General features: G+C 71.4%; 16 protein-coding genes and 4 pseudogenes. 12 read left to right on the top strand and 8 right to left on the bottom strand.

Annotation, left to right across the window (positions count from 1 at the left end; translation table 11 throughout):
- Positions 1-382, bottom strand: a pseudogene (locus tag ABZ861_RS26680) (transposase family protein); the annotation flags it as partial.
- Positions 383-1,302: 920 nt separating this feature from the next.
- Between ABZ861_RS26680 and ABZ861_RS26675 the strand changes: the two are divergent.
- On the top strand, positions 1,303-2,091 hold the full coding sequence (locus ABZ861_RS26675; protein WP_361634906.1) for an SAM-dependent methyltransferase: 789 nt from the start codon (positions 1,303-1,305) through the stop codon (positions 2,089-2,091).
- A 75-nt stretch (positions 2,092-2,166) separates the two neighbouring features.
- Here ABZ861_RS26675 and ABZ861_RS26670 read toward each other — a convergent pair whose 3' ends face one another.
- Positions 2,167-2,460, bottom strand: a complete 294-nt coding sequence (locus ABZ861_RS26670; protein ID WP_361634904.1) for a hypothetical protein — start codon at positions 2,458-2,460, stop codon at positions 2,167-2,169.
- A 561-nt stretch (positions 2,461-3,021) separates the two neighbouring features.
- Here ABZ861_RS26670 and ABZ861_RS26665 point away from each other — a divergent pair.
- Together ABZ861_RS26665 and ABZ861_RS26660 are read left to right on the top strand one after the other, a co-directional pair.
- Complete coding sequence (locus tag ABZ861_RS26665) at positions 3,022-3,582, top strand: hypothetical protein (protein WP_361634902.1); 561 nt, start codon at positions 3,022-3,024, stop codon at positions 3,580-3,582.
- Between the two features lie 565 nt (positions 3,583-4,147).
- Positions 4,148-5,179, top strand: coding sequence for a hypothetical protein (locus ABZ861_RS26660; protein WP_361634900.1), 1,032 nt, complete (start codon positions 4,148-4,150; stop codon positions 5,177-5,179).
- 81 nt (positions 5,180-5,260) lie between these two features.
- Here ABZ861_RS26660 and ABZ861_RS26655 read toward each other — a convergent pair whose 3' ends face one another.
- Both ABZ861_RS26655 and ABZ861_RS26650 read right to left on the bottom strand, forming a co-directional pair.
- Entirely contained in the window at positions 5,261-5,830 is a 570-nt protein-coding gene (locus ABZ861_RS26655; protein ID WP_361634897.1) for a peptide deformylase, read from the bottom strand.
- Complete coding sequence (locus ABZ861_RS26650; RefSeq protein WP_361634894.1) at positions 5,827-6,795, bottom strand: helix-turn-helix transcriptional regulator; 969 nt, start codon at positions 6,793-6,795, stop codon at positions 5,827-5,829. The genes ABZ861_RS26655 and ABZ861_RS26650 overlap by 4 nt, the downstream gene beginning before the upstream one ends.
- A gap of 142 nt (positions 6,796-6,937) precedes the next feature.
- Between ABZ861_RS26650 and ABZ861_RS26645 the strand changes: the two genes are divergently transcribed.
- From ABZ861_RS26645 to ABZ861_RS26630, 4 genes and pseudogenes are all read left to right on the top strand, one after another.
- Positions 6,938-8,095: a glycosyltransferase family 1 protein gene (locus tag ABZ861_RS26645; protein WP_361634891.1), complete on the top strand. Its 1,158-nt coding sequence runs from the start codon at positions 6,938-6,940 to the stop codon at positions 8,093-8,095.
- Positions 8,092-8,796, top strand: a complete 705-nt coding sequence (locus ABZ861_RS26640; protein ID WP_361634888.1) for a hypothetical protein — start codon at positions 8,092-8,094, stop codon at positions 8,794-8,796. The genes ABZ861_RS26645 and ABZ861_RS26640 overlap by 4 nt, the downstream gene beginning before the upstream one ends.
- The gene (locus tag ABZ861_RS26635; RefSeq protein WP_361634886.1) at positions 8,793-10,025 is read left to right on the top strand and encodes a hypothetical protein; all 1,233 of its coding nucleotides are present in this window, start codon (positions 8,793-8,795) and stop codon (positions 10,023-10,025) included. Before ABZ861_RS26640 ends, ABZ861_RS26635 begins: the two co-directional genes overlap by 4 nt.
- Positions 10,022-10,279: pseudogene (locus ABZ861_RS26630) on the top strand (hypothetical protein); the annotation flags it as partial. The gene ABZ861_RS26635 and the pseudogene ABZ861_RS26630, both read left to right, overlap by 4 nt.
- Positions 10,280-10,399: 120 nt before the next feature.
- On the opposite strand, the gene ABZ861_RS26625 reads toward ABZ861_RS26630, so the two are convergent.
- Entirely contained in the window at positions 10,400-10,537 is a 138-nt protein-coding gene (locus ABZ861_RS26625; protein WP_361635019.1) for a hypothetical protein, read from the bottom strand.
- Positions 10,538-10,730: 193 nt separating this feature from the next.
- Here ABZ861_RS26625 and ABZ861_RS26620 point away from each other — a divergent pair, with 193 nt between their 5' ends.
- Positions 10,731-10,916: a hypothetical protein gene (locus ABZ861_RS26620; RefSeq protein ID WP_361635016.1), complete on the top strand. Its 186-nt coding sequence runs from the start codon at positions 10,731-10,733 to the stop codon at positions 10,914-10,916.
- Here the strand turns inward: ABZ861_RS26620 and ABZ861_RS26615 are convergent.
- Positions 10,874-11,377, bottom strand: coding sequence for an ATP-binding protein (locus tag ABZ861_RS26615; protein ID WP_361634992.1), 504 nt, complete (start codon positions 11,375-11,377; stop codon positions 10,874-10,876). The genes ABZ861_RS26620 and ABZ861_RS26615 overlap by 43 nt on opposite strands.
- Before the next feature lie 108 nt (positions 11,378-11,485).
- Between ABZ861_RS26615 and ABZ861_RS26610 the strand changes: the two genes are divergently transcribed.
- The gene (locus ABZ861_RS26610; protein ID WP_361634989.1) at positions 11,486-12,238 is read left to right on the top strand and encodes an FkbM family methyltransferase; all 753 of its coding nucleotides are present in this window, start codon (positions 11,486-11,488) and stop codon (positions 12,236-12,238) included.
- Between the two features lie 315 nt (positions 12,239-12,553).
- The gene (locus ABZ861_RS26605) at positions 12,554-12,982 is read left to right on the top strand and encodes a hypothetical protein (RefSeq protein ID WP_361634883.1); all 429 of its coding nucleotides are present in this window, start codon (positions 12,554-12,556) and stop codon (positions 12,980-12,982) included.
- 1,254 nt (positions 12,983-14,236) lie between these two features.
- Here ABZ861_RS26605 and ABZ861_RS26600 read toward each other — a convergent pair.
- A pseudogene (locus tag ABZ861_RS26600) lies at positions 14,237-14,599 on the bottom strand (ATP/GTP-binding protein); the annotation flags it as partial.
- 535 nt (positions 14,600-15,134) lie between these two features.
- Between ABZ861_RS26600 and ABZ861_RS26595 the strand changes: the two are divergent.
- Both ABZ861_RS26595 and ABZ861_RS26590 read left to right on the top strand, forming a co-directional pair.
- Positions 15,135-15,743, top strand: coding sequence for a 2'-5' RNA ligase family protein (locus tag ABZ861_RS26595; RefSeq protein ID WP_361634881.1), 609 nt, complete (start codon positions 15,135-15,137; stop codon positions 15,741-15,743).
- Positions 15,740-16,042, top strand: a complete 303-nt coding sequence (locus ABZ861_RS26590) for a hypothetical protein (protein ID WP_361634878.1) — start codon at positions 15,740-15,742, stop codon at positions 16,040-16,042. The genes ABZ861_RS26595 and ABZ861_RS26590 overlap by 4 nt, the downstream gene beginning before the upstream one ends.
- Before the next feature lie 476 nt (positions 16,043-16,518).
- On the opposite strand, the pseudogene ABZ861_RS26585 reads toward ABZ861_RS26590, so the two are convergent.
- Positions 16,519-16,722 (bottom strand): annotated as a pseudogene (locus ABZ861_RS26585) (tetratricopeptide repeat protein); the annotation flags it as partial.
- Positions 16,723-16,726 lie beyond the last annotated feature (4 nt).

Raw genomic sequence — 16,726 nt, 5'->3', positions numbered from 1 at the left:
GGTCGAATCCGACCAGTCTTGCTCGCCGACGGTGTGATCGCGGGCGGGCGCCAAGGCCCCTCCAGGATCGGCACGGCGTCCCTCGCGAACCGTTGGCGGGGCTGGAGGGCGCACATGGGCCCGAGTTGGCCGATGATCCGGTCCGCCGCCGACTTGGAGCCCCGAACAGCGGGGCCAACTGGCGCATGGTGAGGTTCGTGCGCCGGCAGGCCGCGACCAGCAGTGCCGGGTCCTCCAGCGGCAGGCTCCACGGCCGGCCTTAGCGGACCGCGTCCGCACCCTCGCGTCGCAGAACCGTCACCGGCTTCCCGAGGGCGCGCGGGCTCAGCCCGGCGAACGGGGCTGTCCAGGACGGCTCCCACGCCGTGATCACACCAGCCACCACAAGATCATCTCACCCGTGACCAGAAGTCACGGGAAGGCCCTTAGCGGGTCGTCACTGTAGGCGCCATCGTCAGGAGCCGGTTTGGTCCGCCTCGTAGGCAGTCCGCGACCCGGACCACGGGGTCGCGGCTCTCAAGCCGCAGCCGCCGCGCGAGGTCGGCGTCTGAGAGTCGGTGAAGAGCAGCAGTCCGGGCGCCGTCGCCGCCATGGCCTCCGGCAGCCGCCCCTAGGCGGTCGCCCGCGTCATCTGCCGCCAACACAGCGCCCGCACTACGCCACCGCCTAGGCACACCGCGCACGGGCCGCCCGAGACGAGGCCGTCGACGGCGATCCGGTCCATCACGACTCGTGCCGCGTCGGCCTCGATCACGTTTGCTCGCAGTCACAGCAGGCTGGTCTCGCAGGCGAAGCGCAGCGCGCGGCCTCCCTCAGCACTCCGACGGGCATCGCCCATCCCTCGTGCATCAGCCGATTCCCGAGGTTCGTCGGGGTCGGCCGGGGTCGGGTGGCGGAGGTCACAGACCAGAAGGCCGGCGGGGCGACACGACGCGCGTCAAGGCATCTACCGCCGGCGCCGACGTTTGAGCGCGTGCTGGGTACGGCTGGCGGCTACGGGGCGAGGGATCCACAAGACCGTCTTCGTCGGTCTGGACCTTGAAGCGATCGGCGGCCTGGTTCCGCTCGACGCGGTCTTCAGGCTCCCATCATTCGGCGGCAACGCGTAGCGCCTGAGTGTCGGACGTCCTCGCTCGCTCGCACGATCAGAGTTCATAACGCGTTTTCTGCCAAATTGGGCATTGTCGTGGATTGTTGAGCACCTGACTCCTAGAGTTAGACGACTCATCGTTGCCTCGCCGCGCACCAGCTAAAGCTGTGTGACGAGGAGGCAGTGCGCGAACGGCATGTTGGGGGCACGGCATGGGAATCGACGTCAGCCGAGCCAGTGACGCGCGCATCCAGAATTTCCTGCTCGGCGGCGCCGACAACTACCCGAGAGACCGGCAGGCCGGCAAGGAGCTGCTGGCTCTCGCACCCGACGCGCAGCGTCTGGCGCGCATCCATCGGGCGTTTCGCATGCGGGCCGTGCGCTATCTCGCCGCGGAGCGCGGAGTCAGGCAGTTCCTCGACCACGGCCCCGGACTGCCGGTGCGGGGAAGCCTCCCCGTCCACCAGATCGCCCGACGAGCCATCGCGCAGGCCCGAGTCGTCTACATCGACCAAGACCCCCTAGTGGTGGCGCACGCCCGGATGATGCTCGAGGAGCCGGGCACCCTGGTTCTCGACGCCCACGTCCTGGAGACCGATGCCATCCTCTCCGGGATCAAGAAGGCCGGCTTCTACGACCCGACCGCCCCGGTGGCGGCCCTGTTCGTCTCCGTGCTGCACTGCGTCCCGGACGCGGACGACCCCTGGCAGAGCGTCAGACACCTCATCAGGTCTCTGCCGTCCGGAAGCTACCTCGCGCTGTGCCACCTGGCGAGTGAAGACGAGGACTTCCGAGAGGAAGTCACCTCACTCATGAGCGAGTCCACCGACAACGAATGGGCGTGCGTACGCTCTGTGGACCAGGTCCACCGCTTCTTCGAGGGCCTTGAACCTGTGGGTGGCCCACTCGGCGACGTCGCGTACTGGCGCAGCACTCCGGATATCCAGCCGCAGCAGACCCGGAGATGGTTCGAATACGGCGGGGTGGCCCGGGTCCCCTGACGGATTAGGCTACGCGATGCCCCTTGGGGATCGCGCCCGGGTGGTAGCGCAGCGGCGTCTTCGCCAGGTCGGCGGTCAGCCAGTCAAGGGCCCGCTGGGCTCGCTCCGCATCCCGGCACCGGTCGGCCAGCGCCTGCGGTCCCAGGTCGGCGGGGCCCGGGCGGCATCCACCTCGGCGGGGACGACGTCGCACGCGAAACGGTCCGCCAGCTCGTCGGCGGCGGGCCGGGGCCAGGCGGGGGCGAGGGCCTGGACGGCGTGGTCGGTGTACTGCAGTACCAGCTCCAGCGCGTCGGTGAGGGTGAACCCGTGGACCGCGGCGAGCTGGTCGTCGACGGCGAGCGCGGTCGTGCGGGTCTGCCGCAGCACGATCCGGGGTGGTCGAGCTGGCCGGGGTGGACCAGCAGCCGCCGGCCGGCGGCTGCGAAGCGGACCAGGGCGCGCGGGTCGCGCGGCTCGGCCCCGGTCACCGCCATCCGCCCCGGCGCCGCCCTCACGGCCGCCTCGATCAGCACCGGGAGGTCCTGGGGTCCAGCCTAGTCTCCCGGGTGCGCCGAGCAGCGCAGCACCCGGGTCCACAGCAGGAACAGGTGGTCTTGAAGGCGGGCGCAGTCCGGGGAGGCGAGCGCGGCGTCCAGCAGGATCAAGCGAGGTGGTCGAGTACCGTCGCAGCACCTGGTCGACGGGCTTCCACCGCACCGCCCGCAGTTGCCCGGACGTGGGCCGATCCACCGTCGTCGTCGCATCCCCTCCTTCCAGGCTGATCTGGTGCTGATCGTGGCAGGAACGGGGGCCGGGCGCCGGAGGTTTCGGGCGTAAGCGCCGGCCCGGACCATGCGCCTCGTCGTGCCCGCGGCTCCGCTCCCGCGCGCCCGACGTGAGGTGGCCGGTGAGAATCAGGAGGCGCGCCTGTCCCCTCCTCTGGAGCCGATGCTCGCCCGGTCCGTCACCGCGCTGCCTGCGCCGGGCGGCCGGCGCCTGCTGTTCGAGCAGAAGACGGACGACTACCGCGCCATCGTGTTCGCCGGCCCGGCTCCTTATCTCCAGTCCCGGCGCGGCGCCGACCTGGCGCCGACGTTCCCGGAGCTCGCCCGCGCCGCGGCCGCGCTCGGTATCGAGGCGGTCCTGGACGCCGAACTGGTGGTGCACAATGACGGCCGGCTCGACTTCGCCGCCCTGAAGCAGCGGGCCCGCCGCCGCGGGGCCGCGGCGGAACGCGCCGCCCTCGCCCGGCCGGCGCATCTGGTCGTCTTCGCCCTCCTGGAGCTGGACGGCGACGTCCTGGTACGGGAGCCGCTGCGGCGGCGCCGGGTCGCGCTGGAGGACCTCTTCGCCGCCCGCCGGCTGTCGGCGCCCTGGGCGCTGTGCCCGCAGACCAAGGACCGGAATACTGCCCTCGCCTGGCGGGACCCCGCCTGGGGAGCGGCCGGGATCGAGGGCGTCATGATCAAGGATCCGCATTCCCCGTACCGGCCCGGCGTGCGCGGCTGATCCAAGCTGAGGGCCAGGACGACGACGGAGGTCATCGTCGGGGCCGTCACCGGCACCGTGCACGCCCCCACGAGCCTCCTGCTCGGCCGCCTGGATGCCGCGGGCGGCCTGAAGTTGGTCGCCCGCACCACCGCGCTGGCCCACCCGGCGTCCGCCGAACTGGGTGCGCATCTTCGTCCCGCCGGACCGGACCATCCCTGGCACGGGCGGACGTTCTCCGCCGGGTGGCACACCAAGGAGCCGCTGCAGTTCGAGCCGGTCGTCCCCGAGCAAATCGGCGAGATCGCAGCCGACACCGCCCGTCGACCTGGGGCGCTACCGGCACCCGGCCCGCTACCTCCGGCTGCGCGACGACATGGGTCCCGGCGACGTCGACCCGGGCTGACCCGACTCCACGGCTGCACCGGCGGCCGGGTGTGCGGAGGCGTCGTACGGCTGCCGGGATCACACGCTTAATCACTCTTTCGGTTCGCGTTCGATCTCCTGCGGCAGCAGTGTCAGCGCTGGCTGGCAGGCTGGACCGGACCAAGGCGAGACCATGCGCAGCAGCAGGAGAGGGCACACCATGGACCAGTTCAGGGGCTACTGCCGCGTCATTGAGGCCACGCTCGCGCGCGCCGGATACGCGGATGCGGAGTTCACGGTGCGCCGGGCCCAGGGTGCGACGGAGGGCCGGTGGGTGTGGATCGGCGGCGCCGCGGAGCTGACCGGCCGGGAGTGGCCCGACGGGCTGGAGCTGGTGTGGAGCTCGTCCATGGGCTGGGCGTACCGGGAGCGGGGCGGCGACAAGCTCGTCGCGTTGCCGGTGCCGGCGCTGGCTGCGCCCGAGGCGATCACCGCGCTGCTTCCGGCGCTCATGGACGGGCGCCGCGATCATCTGCCGGCGTCCGAGGACCGCTGGGAGCATGCCGCGGTTTTTGCGCAGTGGGCGGAGTCGGCCGCGGTCCTCGGCGACGACAAGAACGACGCGGCGTACCAGCGCCACGAGGAGGAAGCCGCGACGTTCGACCGGTGGCAGACCGAGCTGGACGGCGCTCCGCCCGCCGAGCCGGCGGTTGCGCCGGAGACCGACGGCGCCTCGGGGGCTGCCGGGGCAACCGCGCACGGGGCCGGTGATCGCACCGTCGCGGATGCGGCGGAGCAGGCCAGGCGCGCGCACGTGAACACCGTCCTGACCTGGGCCGTCAGGGCACGCAATGACCGTCGCCACCACGCGGACCCGGAGCTGTTCGGGGTGTTGTGTGACTTCTTCACCCGGGCCGTTGTCTTCCCGGGCCAGATGGACCCCCACGACGAGCAGCGCCATACCAGCGACCCGTCGCGGGCCCTGTCGCACCTGCTCATCCAGCACCTGGAGGACTTCGGCCTGGACTTGGAGGATCTGCCCGAGCTGGAGTTGCCGGAGACGTCGGTGGTGCCGGTCGGTGACGCGGTGGCCGAGTGCGTCGCCCAGGCGCTGCGCTCCAGCAGTTGGTTCACGGCCGCGGCCTCGGTGCCGGGATCGGACGGTGGGCAGGTGGGGTTCCACACCGTGTTCGGCGCTCGGGGAGTTCTTCACCTGGGTGATGTGTCTGGAGGCGGTGACGCGAAGGTGTAGGGGCTGAAGGGACTCAGCGAGGCAACTGCCGCAGACGGGCATCCGGTGCGTGGCGACGCGGCTGGGCGGCCATGACGTCTGCTACTGGTCGTAGGCCCAGCTGTGGCCCGTCTGGCGGTACTGCTCAACGGGGATGGGCGCGACCCCGGGTCGCATCCGTGCCGTGTAGAGCAGGCCGTCCAGGTGGTCGATCTCGTGGTGGATCAGCCGGGCGAGTCCGCGCTCGTAGACGGTGGTCGTCTGTTGTCCCTCCAGGGTGGTGGTCTCCACGGTGATCCGCAGGGGCCGGGGCACGAGGCCGCGGACGTCGAAGAACGAGAGGCAGCCCTCGAACTGCTCGTCGTCGGTGCCATCGTGGTCGGTGATGCGAGGGTTGAGCAGGGTGATCGCCGGGGTGCCGGGTTCCGGGGGCTGGACGACGGCGGCGGCCCGGCCGATCGCGATCTGGGGCGCCGCGAGGCCCATTCCCTTGGCGAACGGGTGGACCCGCCCGATCTGCTCCATCGCGGAGACCAACAGTTCGACGGTCTGCTCGGCGGCCGCGCGCTCGGCCGGAAGGTCGAAGGAGCGGGCCGGCTCGGCGAGGACGCCCGCTCCGCGCTGCACGACTCCTAGGGTGCGCATCTGCTCGCTGGGCCGCACCTGGATCACCTGAACTCCTCTAGTTTCACGTCATGTTCGGGTCTGGCTCGAAACCGCCATTCCAGACGGTACCGGGCGTGGAGCGCGGGTGTAGGGGTGCTCCAGGTGAAGACGCGCATCGTGCCCTCGTCGCGCTGGACGGGTGCCGTCCTGAGCGGGGCGGCCTCGGCGGTCATGGAGGTCTCGGTGCCCCATACGGCGGGGTCGAGTGCGATAGGGAAGGCGAGTTCGACGGCTAGGCGCTCGGTGGGCAGGCGGACCGCGCGCTGGAACCAGCGGCCCCACTTCTCCTCGCTGACCGAGTAGGCGTACTCGATCCACACCGATTCCCCCGGGTAGAGCGGGAAGCGGCCCTCGGCGTTCTCGAAGCTCAGCCACACTTCCTTGAAGGCGTCCCGGTCGTGCTTGGCCTGCCAGCGCATCGCCTCGCCCCGGCATGTCGCGGTCAGGTCGAGTTCGTCCCAAGTCAACGGGTGTTCGCGGTAGTGGGCGTTGGAGCGTTCCGGCTCTCCGGGGTAGCGGTCGACGCTGATGCGGATGAGGTAGCGGGTGATCGGCTCGCTGCCGGTGTTGCGCAGCAGCCGGCGCATCGTGAGCCGGTAGAGGCGGCCGTCATAGTCGAGGCGGGCGGCGTCGTGCTCGACGACGATCGCCGAGCCGGTCGCGTACGGGTGCTCCACCCGGCGGGGAGCCGGTACGGTCGCGAGCGCGGTGCGGGCCTTGGCCGCCTCGTAGTCCAGCCAGCGCGTCCAGATGGCCTTGCCCGCGCCGAGGTTCTCCTCGGCGCGGCGGGCGAAGTCCTCCGTGGGCTTGTGCCGGCCGGACTCCATGTGGCTGACGTAGGACGGGTCGAAGCCCATCCGCCGGGCCAGCTCGCGCTTGGGCAGGCCGCGCACCTCGCGCCAGTGGGCGACCTCCGCCGCGAAGTCCTCGGCGGCCTGTTCGGCGCTCTGCGCATCGTCGTGCGCGTCCATCGAAGCCCCCGCCTTGATGCTGGATGAGATGAGTGAACCGTGAGTGATCTTGATTCATCATTCTGTCACGGCCCTTGCTGCGAGTTTCCTTCCTTCACTGGCCCAGGTCGAGCCCCGGGCCTCGAGGAGGAGGGTCGCAGCGATGCGTCTGCTGTATCTGCTCAACGTCTCCAACGCGAGCCGTCTGGCGGCTGATTCGGGCTTCACCTTCGCGGATCTGCTCGCCCCGGCCCTGGCCGATGCCGGGGTCGAGGTGACGGTGGCCTCCCCCGTCGCGGTCGGCGACGCCCGGGTGCACTTCGCGCCGACCCTCTCGCCGCCGTCCACGAAGTACCGGGCCCGCTTCGACCCGGGGATGGACGCCTTGGTCGCGCTGTTCCGCGAGCGGCGGCCCGAGGTGGTGGTGGCCAACCAGATCGAGGCGGCCCCCGCGATCCGGGCCGCGCTCCTGGAGGCGGGGGTGGACGCGGTGGTCGCCGGCTACTGCCACTACCTGCCGTTCTCCTTCACCGACACCGGCGTCCTGGAGCTGGACCCGGCGATGGACGACCGGGGTCTGGGGCGCAGTGTGCTGCTGGCGTTCGCCGCCGGCCTGGCGGCCTGCGACCGCGTCCTGGTCCACTCCTCCACCGCTGCCTCCTGGACCACGGCGGCCGCCGCCCGCACCGGCGTCGAGCTCGGCGAGAAGCTGCACATCGTCCCCGCCCCCAGGGACGTCCGGCTGGTGCGCGACCCGGACAGCGTCACGCCGCCCGAGGGCCGGGCCACCGGCCTCTACAACCACCGCCTGTACGCGCACTACGGCACCGCGTCCTTCACCCGGCTCGCCCGCCGTCTGGTGGCCGACGCGCCGGTGCGGCTGACGGTGATGGACCTGTTCGGCACCCGCAGCCCCGAGCGCGTCCGTCTCGATTCCAGTCCCGAGCGGCACCTGGAAGAGCTGGCGGCCACGGACGGCGTCACCATCGCCTCCGACCGCGGCGACCGCGTGCGCTACCGCAACCTGCTGACCGGCGTCCACTTCGGCATCGCACCGTTCCGCCCCGGCTGCCCCTGGTCGATGTCGGTGATCGACTGCCAGGCCATGGGCCTGCCCGTGATCGCCCCGCGCACCGGCTGGCTGGCCGAGCACGTCGACGCCGAGCTGCTGTTCGACACCGACGAGCAGGCCGTGCAGATCGCCTCCCGCCTGGCCGCCGATCCCGAGTTCTACCTCCTGCACGCCAAGCGGGCCTACGCCTCCACCGCCCACCTCGCGCCCCCCGCGGTCGCCGCCCGCTACCTGGAGGCGGTCCGGTGACCGGCTTCGACGCGGTCCAGCTCTCCTACGACGAGCCGCAGGCCGATCTGCTGCACACCCGTCTCGCCCGCGTGCTGGGCGCGCCGGTCAAGCGCCTGCACGGGGTTCGGGGGATGCGGCGCGCCTACCGGCTCACCGCCGAGCTCGTCGACACCGAGCATTTCCTCCTGGCTGATGGCGACTTCGCCATCGACGAGACGTTCTCCACGGGCACGGTCGAGCCGCTGGCCGAGGGGGTGGCGATGCGGGTGTGGCAGGCCGCCAACCCGGTCAACGGCCTCATCTACGGCTATGGCGGCCTCAAGCTCATCCGCCGGACGGCGCTGCGGGAGATGGGACAGGCCGTCGACGTGCTGGCCGCGCTGCCCGGCCGGGTCGAGTTCTGCCGGCACAGCGCCGGCGTCACGCAGTTCAACCAGTCGCCGTTCCACGCGTGGAAGGCGGGTTTCCGGGAGTGCGCGATGCTCGCGCGCGGCAGCGAGTACGGCATGACCGACACCTCCGCCCATGATCGGATCGACGCCTGGACGGCCAGCCGGGACGGCGCCTTCGCCTCGTACGCGGCGGCCGGCGCCCGCGACGGTCTCGAGTTCGCCCGTGCCGTCGGCCGCGACCCGGAGCGGTTCGAGGCGCTCAACGACCCCACCTGGCTGCTTCAGCACTTCGCCACCCTGCGCGAGCAGTTGGCGGTCACCGGATGAGCCGCGGCCCGGGGCCGGTGGTGCTGATCGAGCCGTACGCGCACCGGGGCGGCGGACACCACCAGCGCACGCTGCTCGCACTCGCCGAAACCGGAGAGAGCCTCGTCGTCGCCCCGGCCGGCTTGAGCACGGAGGCAGGCGCGCTGCTGCGATCCGGCGCCCGGATCGCCACCGGCCCGGACGGGGCGGCCGCGCGGCTGCTGGGAGCCGCCGCCCGGGCGGCGGAGCGCGTCTCGGCCGCCGGCCGGCGCGCGTTCGCGTCCCGGCGCTGGCCCCGGCCGGTGCGCCGGCTCCCGCACCAGGTCACCCTGGTGGCCCGGTGCCTGACCGAGGCGTCCTGTCTGCGGACCGCGCGACGCCTCGCCCCGCAGGCGCAGGCCGTGGTGGTCCTCAGCGCGAGCGAGGCCCTGCACGGCGCGGCCGCGGTGCTCGGCGGGCTCCCGCATCTGCGGTTCGTCCACGAGCTCGTCACCTCCGAGGACCGCCCCGTCCGGTTGCTGGCCCGGCTCGCCCGCTGGGGCGAGCGGCGGGTGGTCGTGCTGTGTCCGACCGCCGCCGTCCGCGACCAGCTCACGGCGGCCTTCCTACACCTCCCCGGCGCGGTGCGGGCCTTCGCCGTCGACGACGGGCGGCTGCTGACCGAGGCCGAACGCGACGTCGCCCGGACCGCCTTCGCCATCCCCGCCGACGCGACAGCCGTTTGCCTGGTCGGCGGCTGGTGGCCGTACAAGGACATCGCCACCCTCGACGCCGCCTTCGCCCGCCTCACCGCCCCGCTGCACGTCCTGGTGGCCGGCACACCGCTGGACGACACCGTCCTGGCCCGGTGGCACCGGCTGCCCCACGTCCGTCTCCACACCGTGCCCGGCCCGGTCGCCGACGAGGTCCTGCGCCTCGTCTACGGCGCCGCCGACGCGGCCCTGGTCACCCGCAAGCCCGGGGTCGGCAAGGAGTCCGGGCTCGTGATGGACACCGTCCGCCTCGGCATCCCGCTGATCATCTCCGAACACGACCCCGAGCTGACCGGACGGCTCCGCGCACAGCCGTGGGTCCGTTCCTTCCCGGCCGGCGACGCCGGCGCCCTCGCCGAGGTCCTGGCCAAGCTCTCCGCCGAGACGCCCGCCCCTCCGGGGCCGACGGCGCCCACGGTGCTGGACCTGTATCCGGCGGCCGAGCAGGCCGCCTTCCTCACCGATACCTACGCCCGTCTGATCCAGGAGTGCCGATGACGTCCGCCCCTCCCGCCCTGGTCGCCGTCGTCGGACCGGTCGAGCCCGCGCTGCTGGCCGCCTGGACCGGCCACTACCGGCGGCTCGGCATCGAGCGGTTCCTCCTCGCCTTCCACTTCCCCGACCACGTCCCCGACGCCCAGCGGCGCCGGCTCCTCGCCGCCGCCCGCGAGCTCGGCATCGTCAACACCCGGGTCGCTACCGGGCCGTGGCACGAACACACCAACACCGAGCTGCGTGACGCCCTGCGCCAGACGGCCGGGGACGGCTGGCACCTGATCGCCGACTCCGACGAGTTCCACACCTACCCGGCCCCGCTCACCGACGTGATCGACCAGGCCGAAGACGCCGGCCGCCGTGTCGTCGGCGGGCTGCTACTCGACCGCGTCGCGGCCGACGGCAGCCTCGCCCCCTGGCACCCGGGCCCCGGCCTCGATCAGGCATTCCCCCTCGGCGGGCACCTCACCCACCGGCTCCTGCTCGGCGACCCGCGCAAGATCGTCCTCGCCCACTCCTCGGCCACCTTGGCCTCCGGCAACCACCGGGCCCCCGGCCACAAACCCGATCCGGACACGCTCACGTGCGTGCACCACTTCAAGTGGCGCGCCGGGGTCCTGGACGACCTGCGCCGGCGGGTCGAACGCTTCTCGTCCGGTGCCTGGTCCGAGCACACCCCGGCCGTCCGCAGCGAGGCATCGCGCCTGCTTGAGCACATCGGCCGGCACTCCGGCCGGGATCGACGTGTCCGACCCCCGGCTGGCCTTCCGCCGCGTCACCCTCGACCAGCTCACCGGCGTCTGGGCAACCGAGGCGGCCACGATCACCACCGCCTGGTGCCCGCCCGCGCCTCAGAGCCAGCCAGGCTCCACGATTTCCTCGCCCTCTCCCTGAGGGGCTTCGAACCGGGCGAAGAAGTCGTCCAGGGCCTCCGGCGTCACCAGCAGCGAGTTCGCGTCCCCGCGCTCGTTTCGCTCCGCGAGCCGGCGCAGCAACTCCTCACGCCCGACCGGGAAGTACAGCAGCTTCCACCGCCCGCCGGCCGACTCCACCAGCTCCTTCATCGCCTCGCGGTCCTTACGCGGCCACAGCCCGTGGTCCCACACCACATCCCGGCCCTGCGCGACCAGCTCCGCCAGCCGCCGGTGCATCTCGTCGACGACCGGGGCCTCCTTCTCGAAGTAGGTGTCCTCCCGGTAGTCGATGCCGTACCGGCCGTGTCGTTCGAAGACGATCTCGTCCACCGACAGCCGCACCGCGCCCCGGGGCTCCAAGACCTGCTGGGCGTACGTCGTCTTGCCCGAGCCGGTGAGACCCACCAGCAGGAACACCACCGGAGTCTCGCCCTCGGCCACCGCCCACTCCTTCAACCGTCCACCGTCCTCAGCGTTCCCCGGCAGTCTGCCACCGCCGGCGCGCCCGGATCCCTGGGAACCGGCCGCCGCCACCCGAAGGAGCCGCCAGTGTCCGCCCGTGTGCTCACCCGCGCGCTGCGCGCCTACGTCCGCCACGCCCCGGGCACCCTCGGCAAGGCCCAGCTCGTCGACCGCTTCCTCGACGAGCACCTGCGCACCCAACCCCTGCGCGCCAGCGTCCGGCTGCGGACCGGCGACCTCGTCACCGTCGACACCAGCGACGTCATCCAGCGCTACCAGTACCTGTTCGGCGAGTGGGAGCCGAACCTGAGCGCTTTCCTGCGTGACCGGCTCCGGCCCGGAGACACCTTCATCGACGTCGGCGCGCACCGCGGTGCCTTCAGTCTCCTGGCCTCCCGCGCCGTCGGACCGCACGGCCGTGTGGTCGCCATCGAGCCTCATCCCCGCTTCCATGACGACCTGAACAGCGTCGTCACCAGCAACCGCCGCACCAACATCCGCACGGTCCGCTCCGCCGCCTCCGACACCGCCGGCACGCTCACCCTGTACCTGGAGGACCCCGCCAACCTCGGCCACACCACCGCCGTCCGCCCCCGCCACATCCACGCCGTCGTTGAGGTCCCCACCGCGCCGCTGGCCGACCTCGTCAGCCGGCCCGACCTCGCCGCCGCACGCGTCATCAAGATCGACGTCGAAGGCGCCGAAGCGGCGGCGATCCCGGGGTCTGGTGCCCGCGCTCCCGGGTCTGCGCGCCGACGCCGAGCTCGTCGTCGAGGTCACGCCTCGGCTCTTGGCCAAACAGGGCGAGAGCACCGCCGACCTCATCGCCACCCTTGGTAAGCACGGGTTCCACCCGTACGTGCTCACCAACGACTACGACCCGGCCACCTACCCCGAAGCCATCCGCCGTCCGCAGCCTCCCGTCCGCTGCGCCGTGATCCCGGTGGAGATGACCGACCTGGTCTTCTCACGCGTCGCCGTGGATTCTCTCGCGCGGTGCTCCTCAATCAGGTGCCCTCACCGGATGACCCGGACAGGGTCCTAATGCCCAAGCCTGGGGACCACCGCGAGGGAGTGGCCATAGGTACGCTCGCGGCAGCCGGTCAGAGATGGTTGACCGGGCAGGTGAGGATGGCGGGCTGCGGGGAGGGTGTCGTGGGAGAAGCGCTGGTGATCGAGGCGAACGGATCGGTATGCGACACGATCTTGCCGGACGGCGCTGCCGCGCGCGGCAGCGCCGTCCGGGGCCTGGTGGGCGGCTATGTCGACCAGGGCCGCTACCACCGAGACGTCGTGCTGCACGTGAGGGGTGATGGTGCCGCCGAGCCGAACCTTGTGGCGTGGGCGCTGGCGTCGGTGTGGCGCGGTGTCGAGCTCGACTACTTCCTGTACGGCACGGTGGTGGTGACCGCACATGGCGCCGCCGAGGTGCTGCCGGCCGCAGTTGCGGGGCAGGTGCGCGCGGCGGGCGAGGCGGTGGCCGCGATCGCGGCCGAGTGGCGAAGCCGCCGCCCGGCTTCGGACCGGGCCGCGCTGGCCGAGCTTCTCGCCGGGGTGCGTCACGAGGTCCTGAGCGCGACCTGACCTGCTGGGGCCGGCTGCCTCGGTGGCCGGCCTGCACGGGCAACCGTGGTGACGCTCGCGGTGACGCGCCCAGCCGGCTGTGACGCTGCCGGACGCCAGTGTGTCATGCCGCCCCTCCCTCGGGCTGACGTGCGGTTTCTTCCTCCAGCTACTGGTTGGGCGGACGCTCATGACGCTCCGGTGCCCCATGTCTCCGGCTCCTTCTTTTCCTCCCTTCTGTCATACGGAGAGATGGGGGTTGAGAGCGTCATTGCGTCATGAGACTGCTGGGGTGATGTGAAAGATGCAGGTCAAGGCGGGTACCGGAGGAAGTCGGGGTGCGTCATGGGCAGCGTCAGAGCTGCGTCACCGCCCGGCGCCCGGCGCGACGGTCAGGTGTCCTCTGTCATCGAACCTTGCTCGTTTGCCATCGAACCGTGACGACTATCCGTTTCGTGACACCGAATCTTGTTCATGCAGGTCAGAAGCTGGCTGAGGAAGGGGCTCCCCGAGTCTGCGTGCCCGGTAGGCGGCCTGTCGGCAGGCGTGCGAACACCAGCGCCGGGCGGCCGAGGCGGATTCCATGGGGGACAGGCAGAAGCCGCATGTCGGGCCCGTAGGGACGCTGTGGTCGGCGGCGGGCTGAACGGGGATCTGCGAGCGTTCGAGGTAGTCCTGGTCGCGGCAGCGCTGGCAGTAGCCGATCGGGCCGCGGCTCATGGGCGTGCGGTGGACGATGTCGCCGCACTTCGTGCAGACCTTCGTCGGGGAAGTGGTCGGGGCCGGCGGTTGAGGGAGTCGCTCGACTCCTTGGCGGTGTGCCATCCGGCGGCAGCGCGGGGAACACCAGGACGGCGTGCTCTTGCCCGGGGTTCGGGGCAGTTCGATTCCGCAGTATCCGCAGGTCGGGTCGCCGATGGTGCGTCGCAGATGGGCGCGCTGGCGGCAGCGAGGGGAACAGTGGCGCCGGGGGCTTCCCCCGGCCGTTCCCTTGGGAGGGAGCGGGCCGTCGCACTCGGCGCATCGCGTCGCCGGGCCCTCGATCGCTTCTCGCAGGGCGACGGGGTGGCGTCCGGTCGCGGCCGAGAGCCGGCCCCAGCTCGGTTTCCCGCGGTGCTGGGGCGGCGGGCAGAGGTAGTCCCGCAGGTAGGCGGGTTGGAGGTGGTTGGCCTGGGCGAGGCGGACGATGAAGGCTTCGACGCCTTCGCGGTCGTGGGGCCGGACTTGGCGCGGGAGGCGGGAGACGGTGGGGTCCGTCTTGCGGGGCTTGAGCGAGGCAGCGAGGTCGAGGGGGACGTCCTCCAGGCCGTACTTGGTCAGTTCCTCGGTGCCGGTGAGGATCGCGTCGATCGCGGCGCCGCGGATCTGGTGGGAGAGGGAGCCGATCATGCCGCCGCAGCGTTCGTGGAGGAAGCGGTCGAGGCTGATCAGGCTGAGCGGTTCGTGCTTGAGCAGGACCAGCGTGCCTTCCAGCGTCCTGACCAGGCCCTTCCACTCAGTTCCGTAGGGGAAGGGGTGCGTCCGGAGGAGGGTGAAGCGGCCGGCGATCTGTTCGCCGCGGACGCCGGCCAGGAGCCGCTCGACGCTGATGCCGGCGTAGACGAACGTCGCGGGGATGCGCTCGGAGAAGTACTTGAGTGCCTGTTTCTGAACCCCGAATCAGCAGGTCGGGGAGCGCACGTCCGGAATGGCCGCTTTGCGCAAACGTTCGGGGAACGGTCACTGTGACCGTTCCCCGAACGGAGACTGCTGCGGCTGGCGTGACGCGAGGGAAGGGATTGGCGACCGCTATGGCGGTGGTCACCACCACCGCCACCCGGAGTGCTCTAAAGAGGCCGGCGGCTTGATCAATCTGGCTCTGACGGTCAGCAGGTTCGCCCTCGGTCGACCTGGTATCAGGCTATCGGCCCAAGTCTGGGCGGACGTTCAGAAACAGGCACTGAGGGATTCCAGGCCGCGGGTGCCGCATGGTCGGCAAGCTGTCGGGGTACGGCCCCCCGTCGCGGCCCTGATGGCCAGGGCCGCACCCCGTACGTCCGAACGTACTCCGGGGCCGCAGCCGCCGACTCAGCCCCGTCCATCCCCACCCTCTCCGTCGTCGGCGCCCACGGTATCGGGCAAGATCTGCCCGAACACCCTCCAGCTGACAGCTCCTGCGGGGGAGACTGCGCCGATGGAGAACTTCTTCGAACGGGTGACGCCCTTCTGGCCGGCGGGCCGCCGTGACCTGCACTGGCACATCCTGCCCACCCCAGCCGAAGCCGAGGCCCTCGCAGCTCCGTACCAGGAGATCACCGCGCCCGGACTGCGGAGGGTGCCGGTGGAGTGGATGCACTGCACGCTGCTCCACGCCATCGGTCTGAGCCGCAGCACAGTCGACATCGCCGCGCTTCTGGACGACGTCCGCAGCGCCGCGCAGCACGTGGAGCCGGTCGTCCTGACCTTCGACCGGCCCGCCGTGAGCGCGGTCGGCGTTGAGATCAGCGGATGGCCCGGCGCTCCCTTCACCACGCTCGTGGACATTGTGACCGCGGCGATGGACCGCACGGGAGCGGTCTACAAGCCGGGCCCGAGCCGATACCCCCACATCTCCCTCGGCTACACCTCGACCGGCGCCGAAGCCCTGAACGCGGTCACGCTCAAGACCGCCCTGGCCTCGATCGATCAGCCCCTGTCCGGGAACGTCCTCGCCAACCGCCTTCACCTCGTCGAGCAGTGGCACGACGGTGGGCGCATCGTGTGGACCCCAATCGCCGAGGTACCCCTGGGCGGGGCATCGTGAGCGCGTTTCCCGGGCCGCGCCCGATCACCGGGGACCGGGTCGAGCTGGCCGCTGACACAATGACGGCCACCTTCACCGGCACCATCACCGTGCGCGGCATTCTCCGCGACGGCCAGGGCTTCGCGGAGCTGACCCTGCCGACCGCCGAACCTCAGCAGTGGCGCGACCTGGAGCACGCCACCCGGCACTGGTACACCCTCTACCGCGAAGGCGGGGAGCTCTACCGGTCGCCGATGCTCACGCTCGTCAGCCTCCACGGCGGCGCCGACGGGGCGATCGTACTGACGGGCAAGCCGTAAGGGCGGCGGGACAAGCCTGCCAGGAGGGTTGCACCGGAAGGGGGCTGGGCAGGTGGTTGCAGGGGTGCACTAGGCGGGGGACCGCAGGTGGGACCCCCCGATTCCGGTGATCTTCCGTTTCCCCAGGTCAATGGCCGTGGGCAAGCCCCTTTCGCAAAACGACACCTCTTTCCCACGCGATAGCCGAGGGGAAGAGGTGTCGTTCGTCGGGGCCGGGGCCGGGCGCGCTCAGGCCAGCTGAGCCTGGAGTCCGGCGAGGGGAGAGCGCCGGCCCTTGCCGACCGTGCGCAGCTTAGGAACAGTTGGGCTGTCTCGCAGGCTGTGTTGTCTCACCTGAGACGACGGTGTTGAGGCATGAACGCCGACTGGACCACTGAGTGATCTGTCTCAGAATGAGTTGAGCAACTTCATACCTTCGGGCGGAGCTGGGGGCACCGGGCTGACGAAGTACGGCAACGTGCTCACCCACAAAGTGTTCAATCTTCGGCGGCTGCCCGCTGTCGCAACGTTGTCACCCTCCCGTACAGCTCGGCTGCCTCCTGCTCGCGCCCGAGTTGCTCCAATCAGTGGGCCTCGTCGTTCCGGCTGGCCAGGGCGTCGCGCCGGTCGGGGCCAAGGACCCGCTCGCGGGCGTCGGCCACGTAATGGTACTCGGTCAGTGCTCCGTCCCAGCGGCCCAGCATT

The sequence above is a fragment of the Streptomyces sp. NPDC046985 genome (genome assembly GCF_040644415.1).
Lineage (GTDB): Bacteria > Actinomycetota > Actinomycetes > Streptomycetales > Streptomycetaceae > Streptomyces.
This window is presented reverse-complemented; position numbering and strand designations above follow the sequence as displayed.

What these genes read in the sequence shown, in the direction of transcription:
- ABZ861_RS26675 (WP_361634906.1), top strand. Translation starts at nt 1,303, where the DNA reads ATGGGAATCGACGTCAGCCGAGCCAGTGACGCGCGCATCCAGAATTTC.
- ABZ861_RS26595 (WP_361634881.1), top strand. Translation starts at nt 15,135, where the DNA reads ATGGAGAACTTCTTCGAACGGGTGACGCCCTTCTGGCCGGCGGGCCGC.
- ABZ861_RS26665 (WP_361634902.1), top strand. Translation starts at nt 3,022, where the DNA reads ATGCTCGCCCGGTCCGTCACCGCGCTGCCTGCGCCGGGCGGCCGGCGC.
- ABZ861_RS26635 (WP_361634886.1), top strand. Translation starts at nt 8,793, where the DNA reads ATGAGCCGCGGCCCGGGGCCGGTGGTGCTGATCGAGCCGTACGCGCAC.
- ABZ861_RS26650 (WP_361634894.1), bottom strand. Translation starts at nt 6,795, where the DNA reads ATGGACGCGCACGACGATGCGCAGAGCGCCGAACAGGCCGCCGAGGAC.
- ABZ861_RS26645 (WP_361634891.1), top strand. Translation starts at nt 6,938, where the DNA reads ATGCGTCTGCTGTATCTGCTCAACGTCTCCAACGCGAGCCGTCTGGCG.
- ABZ861_RS26660 (WP_361634900.1), top strand. Translation starts at nt 4,148, where the DNA reads ATGGACCAGTTCAGGGGCTACTGCCGCGTCATTGAGGCCACGCTCGCG.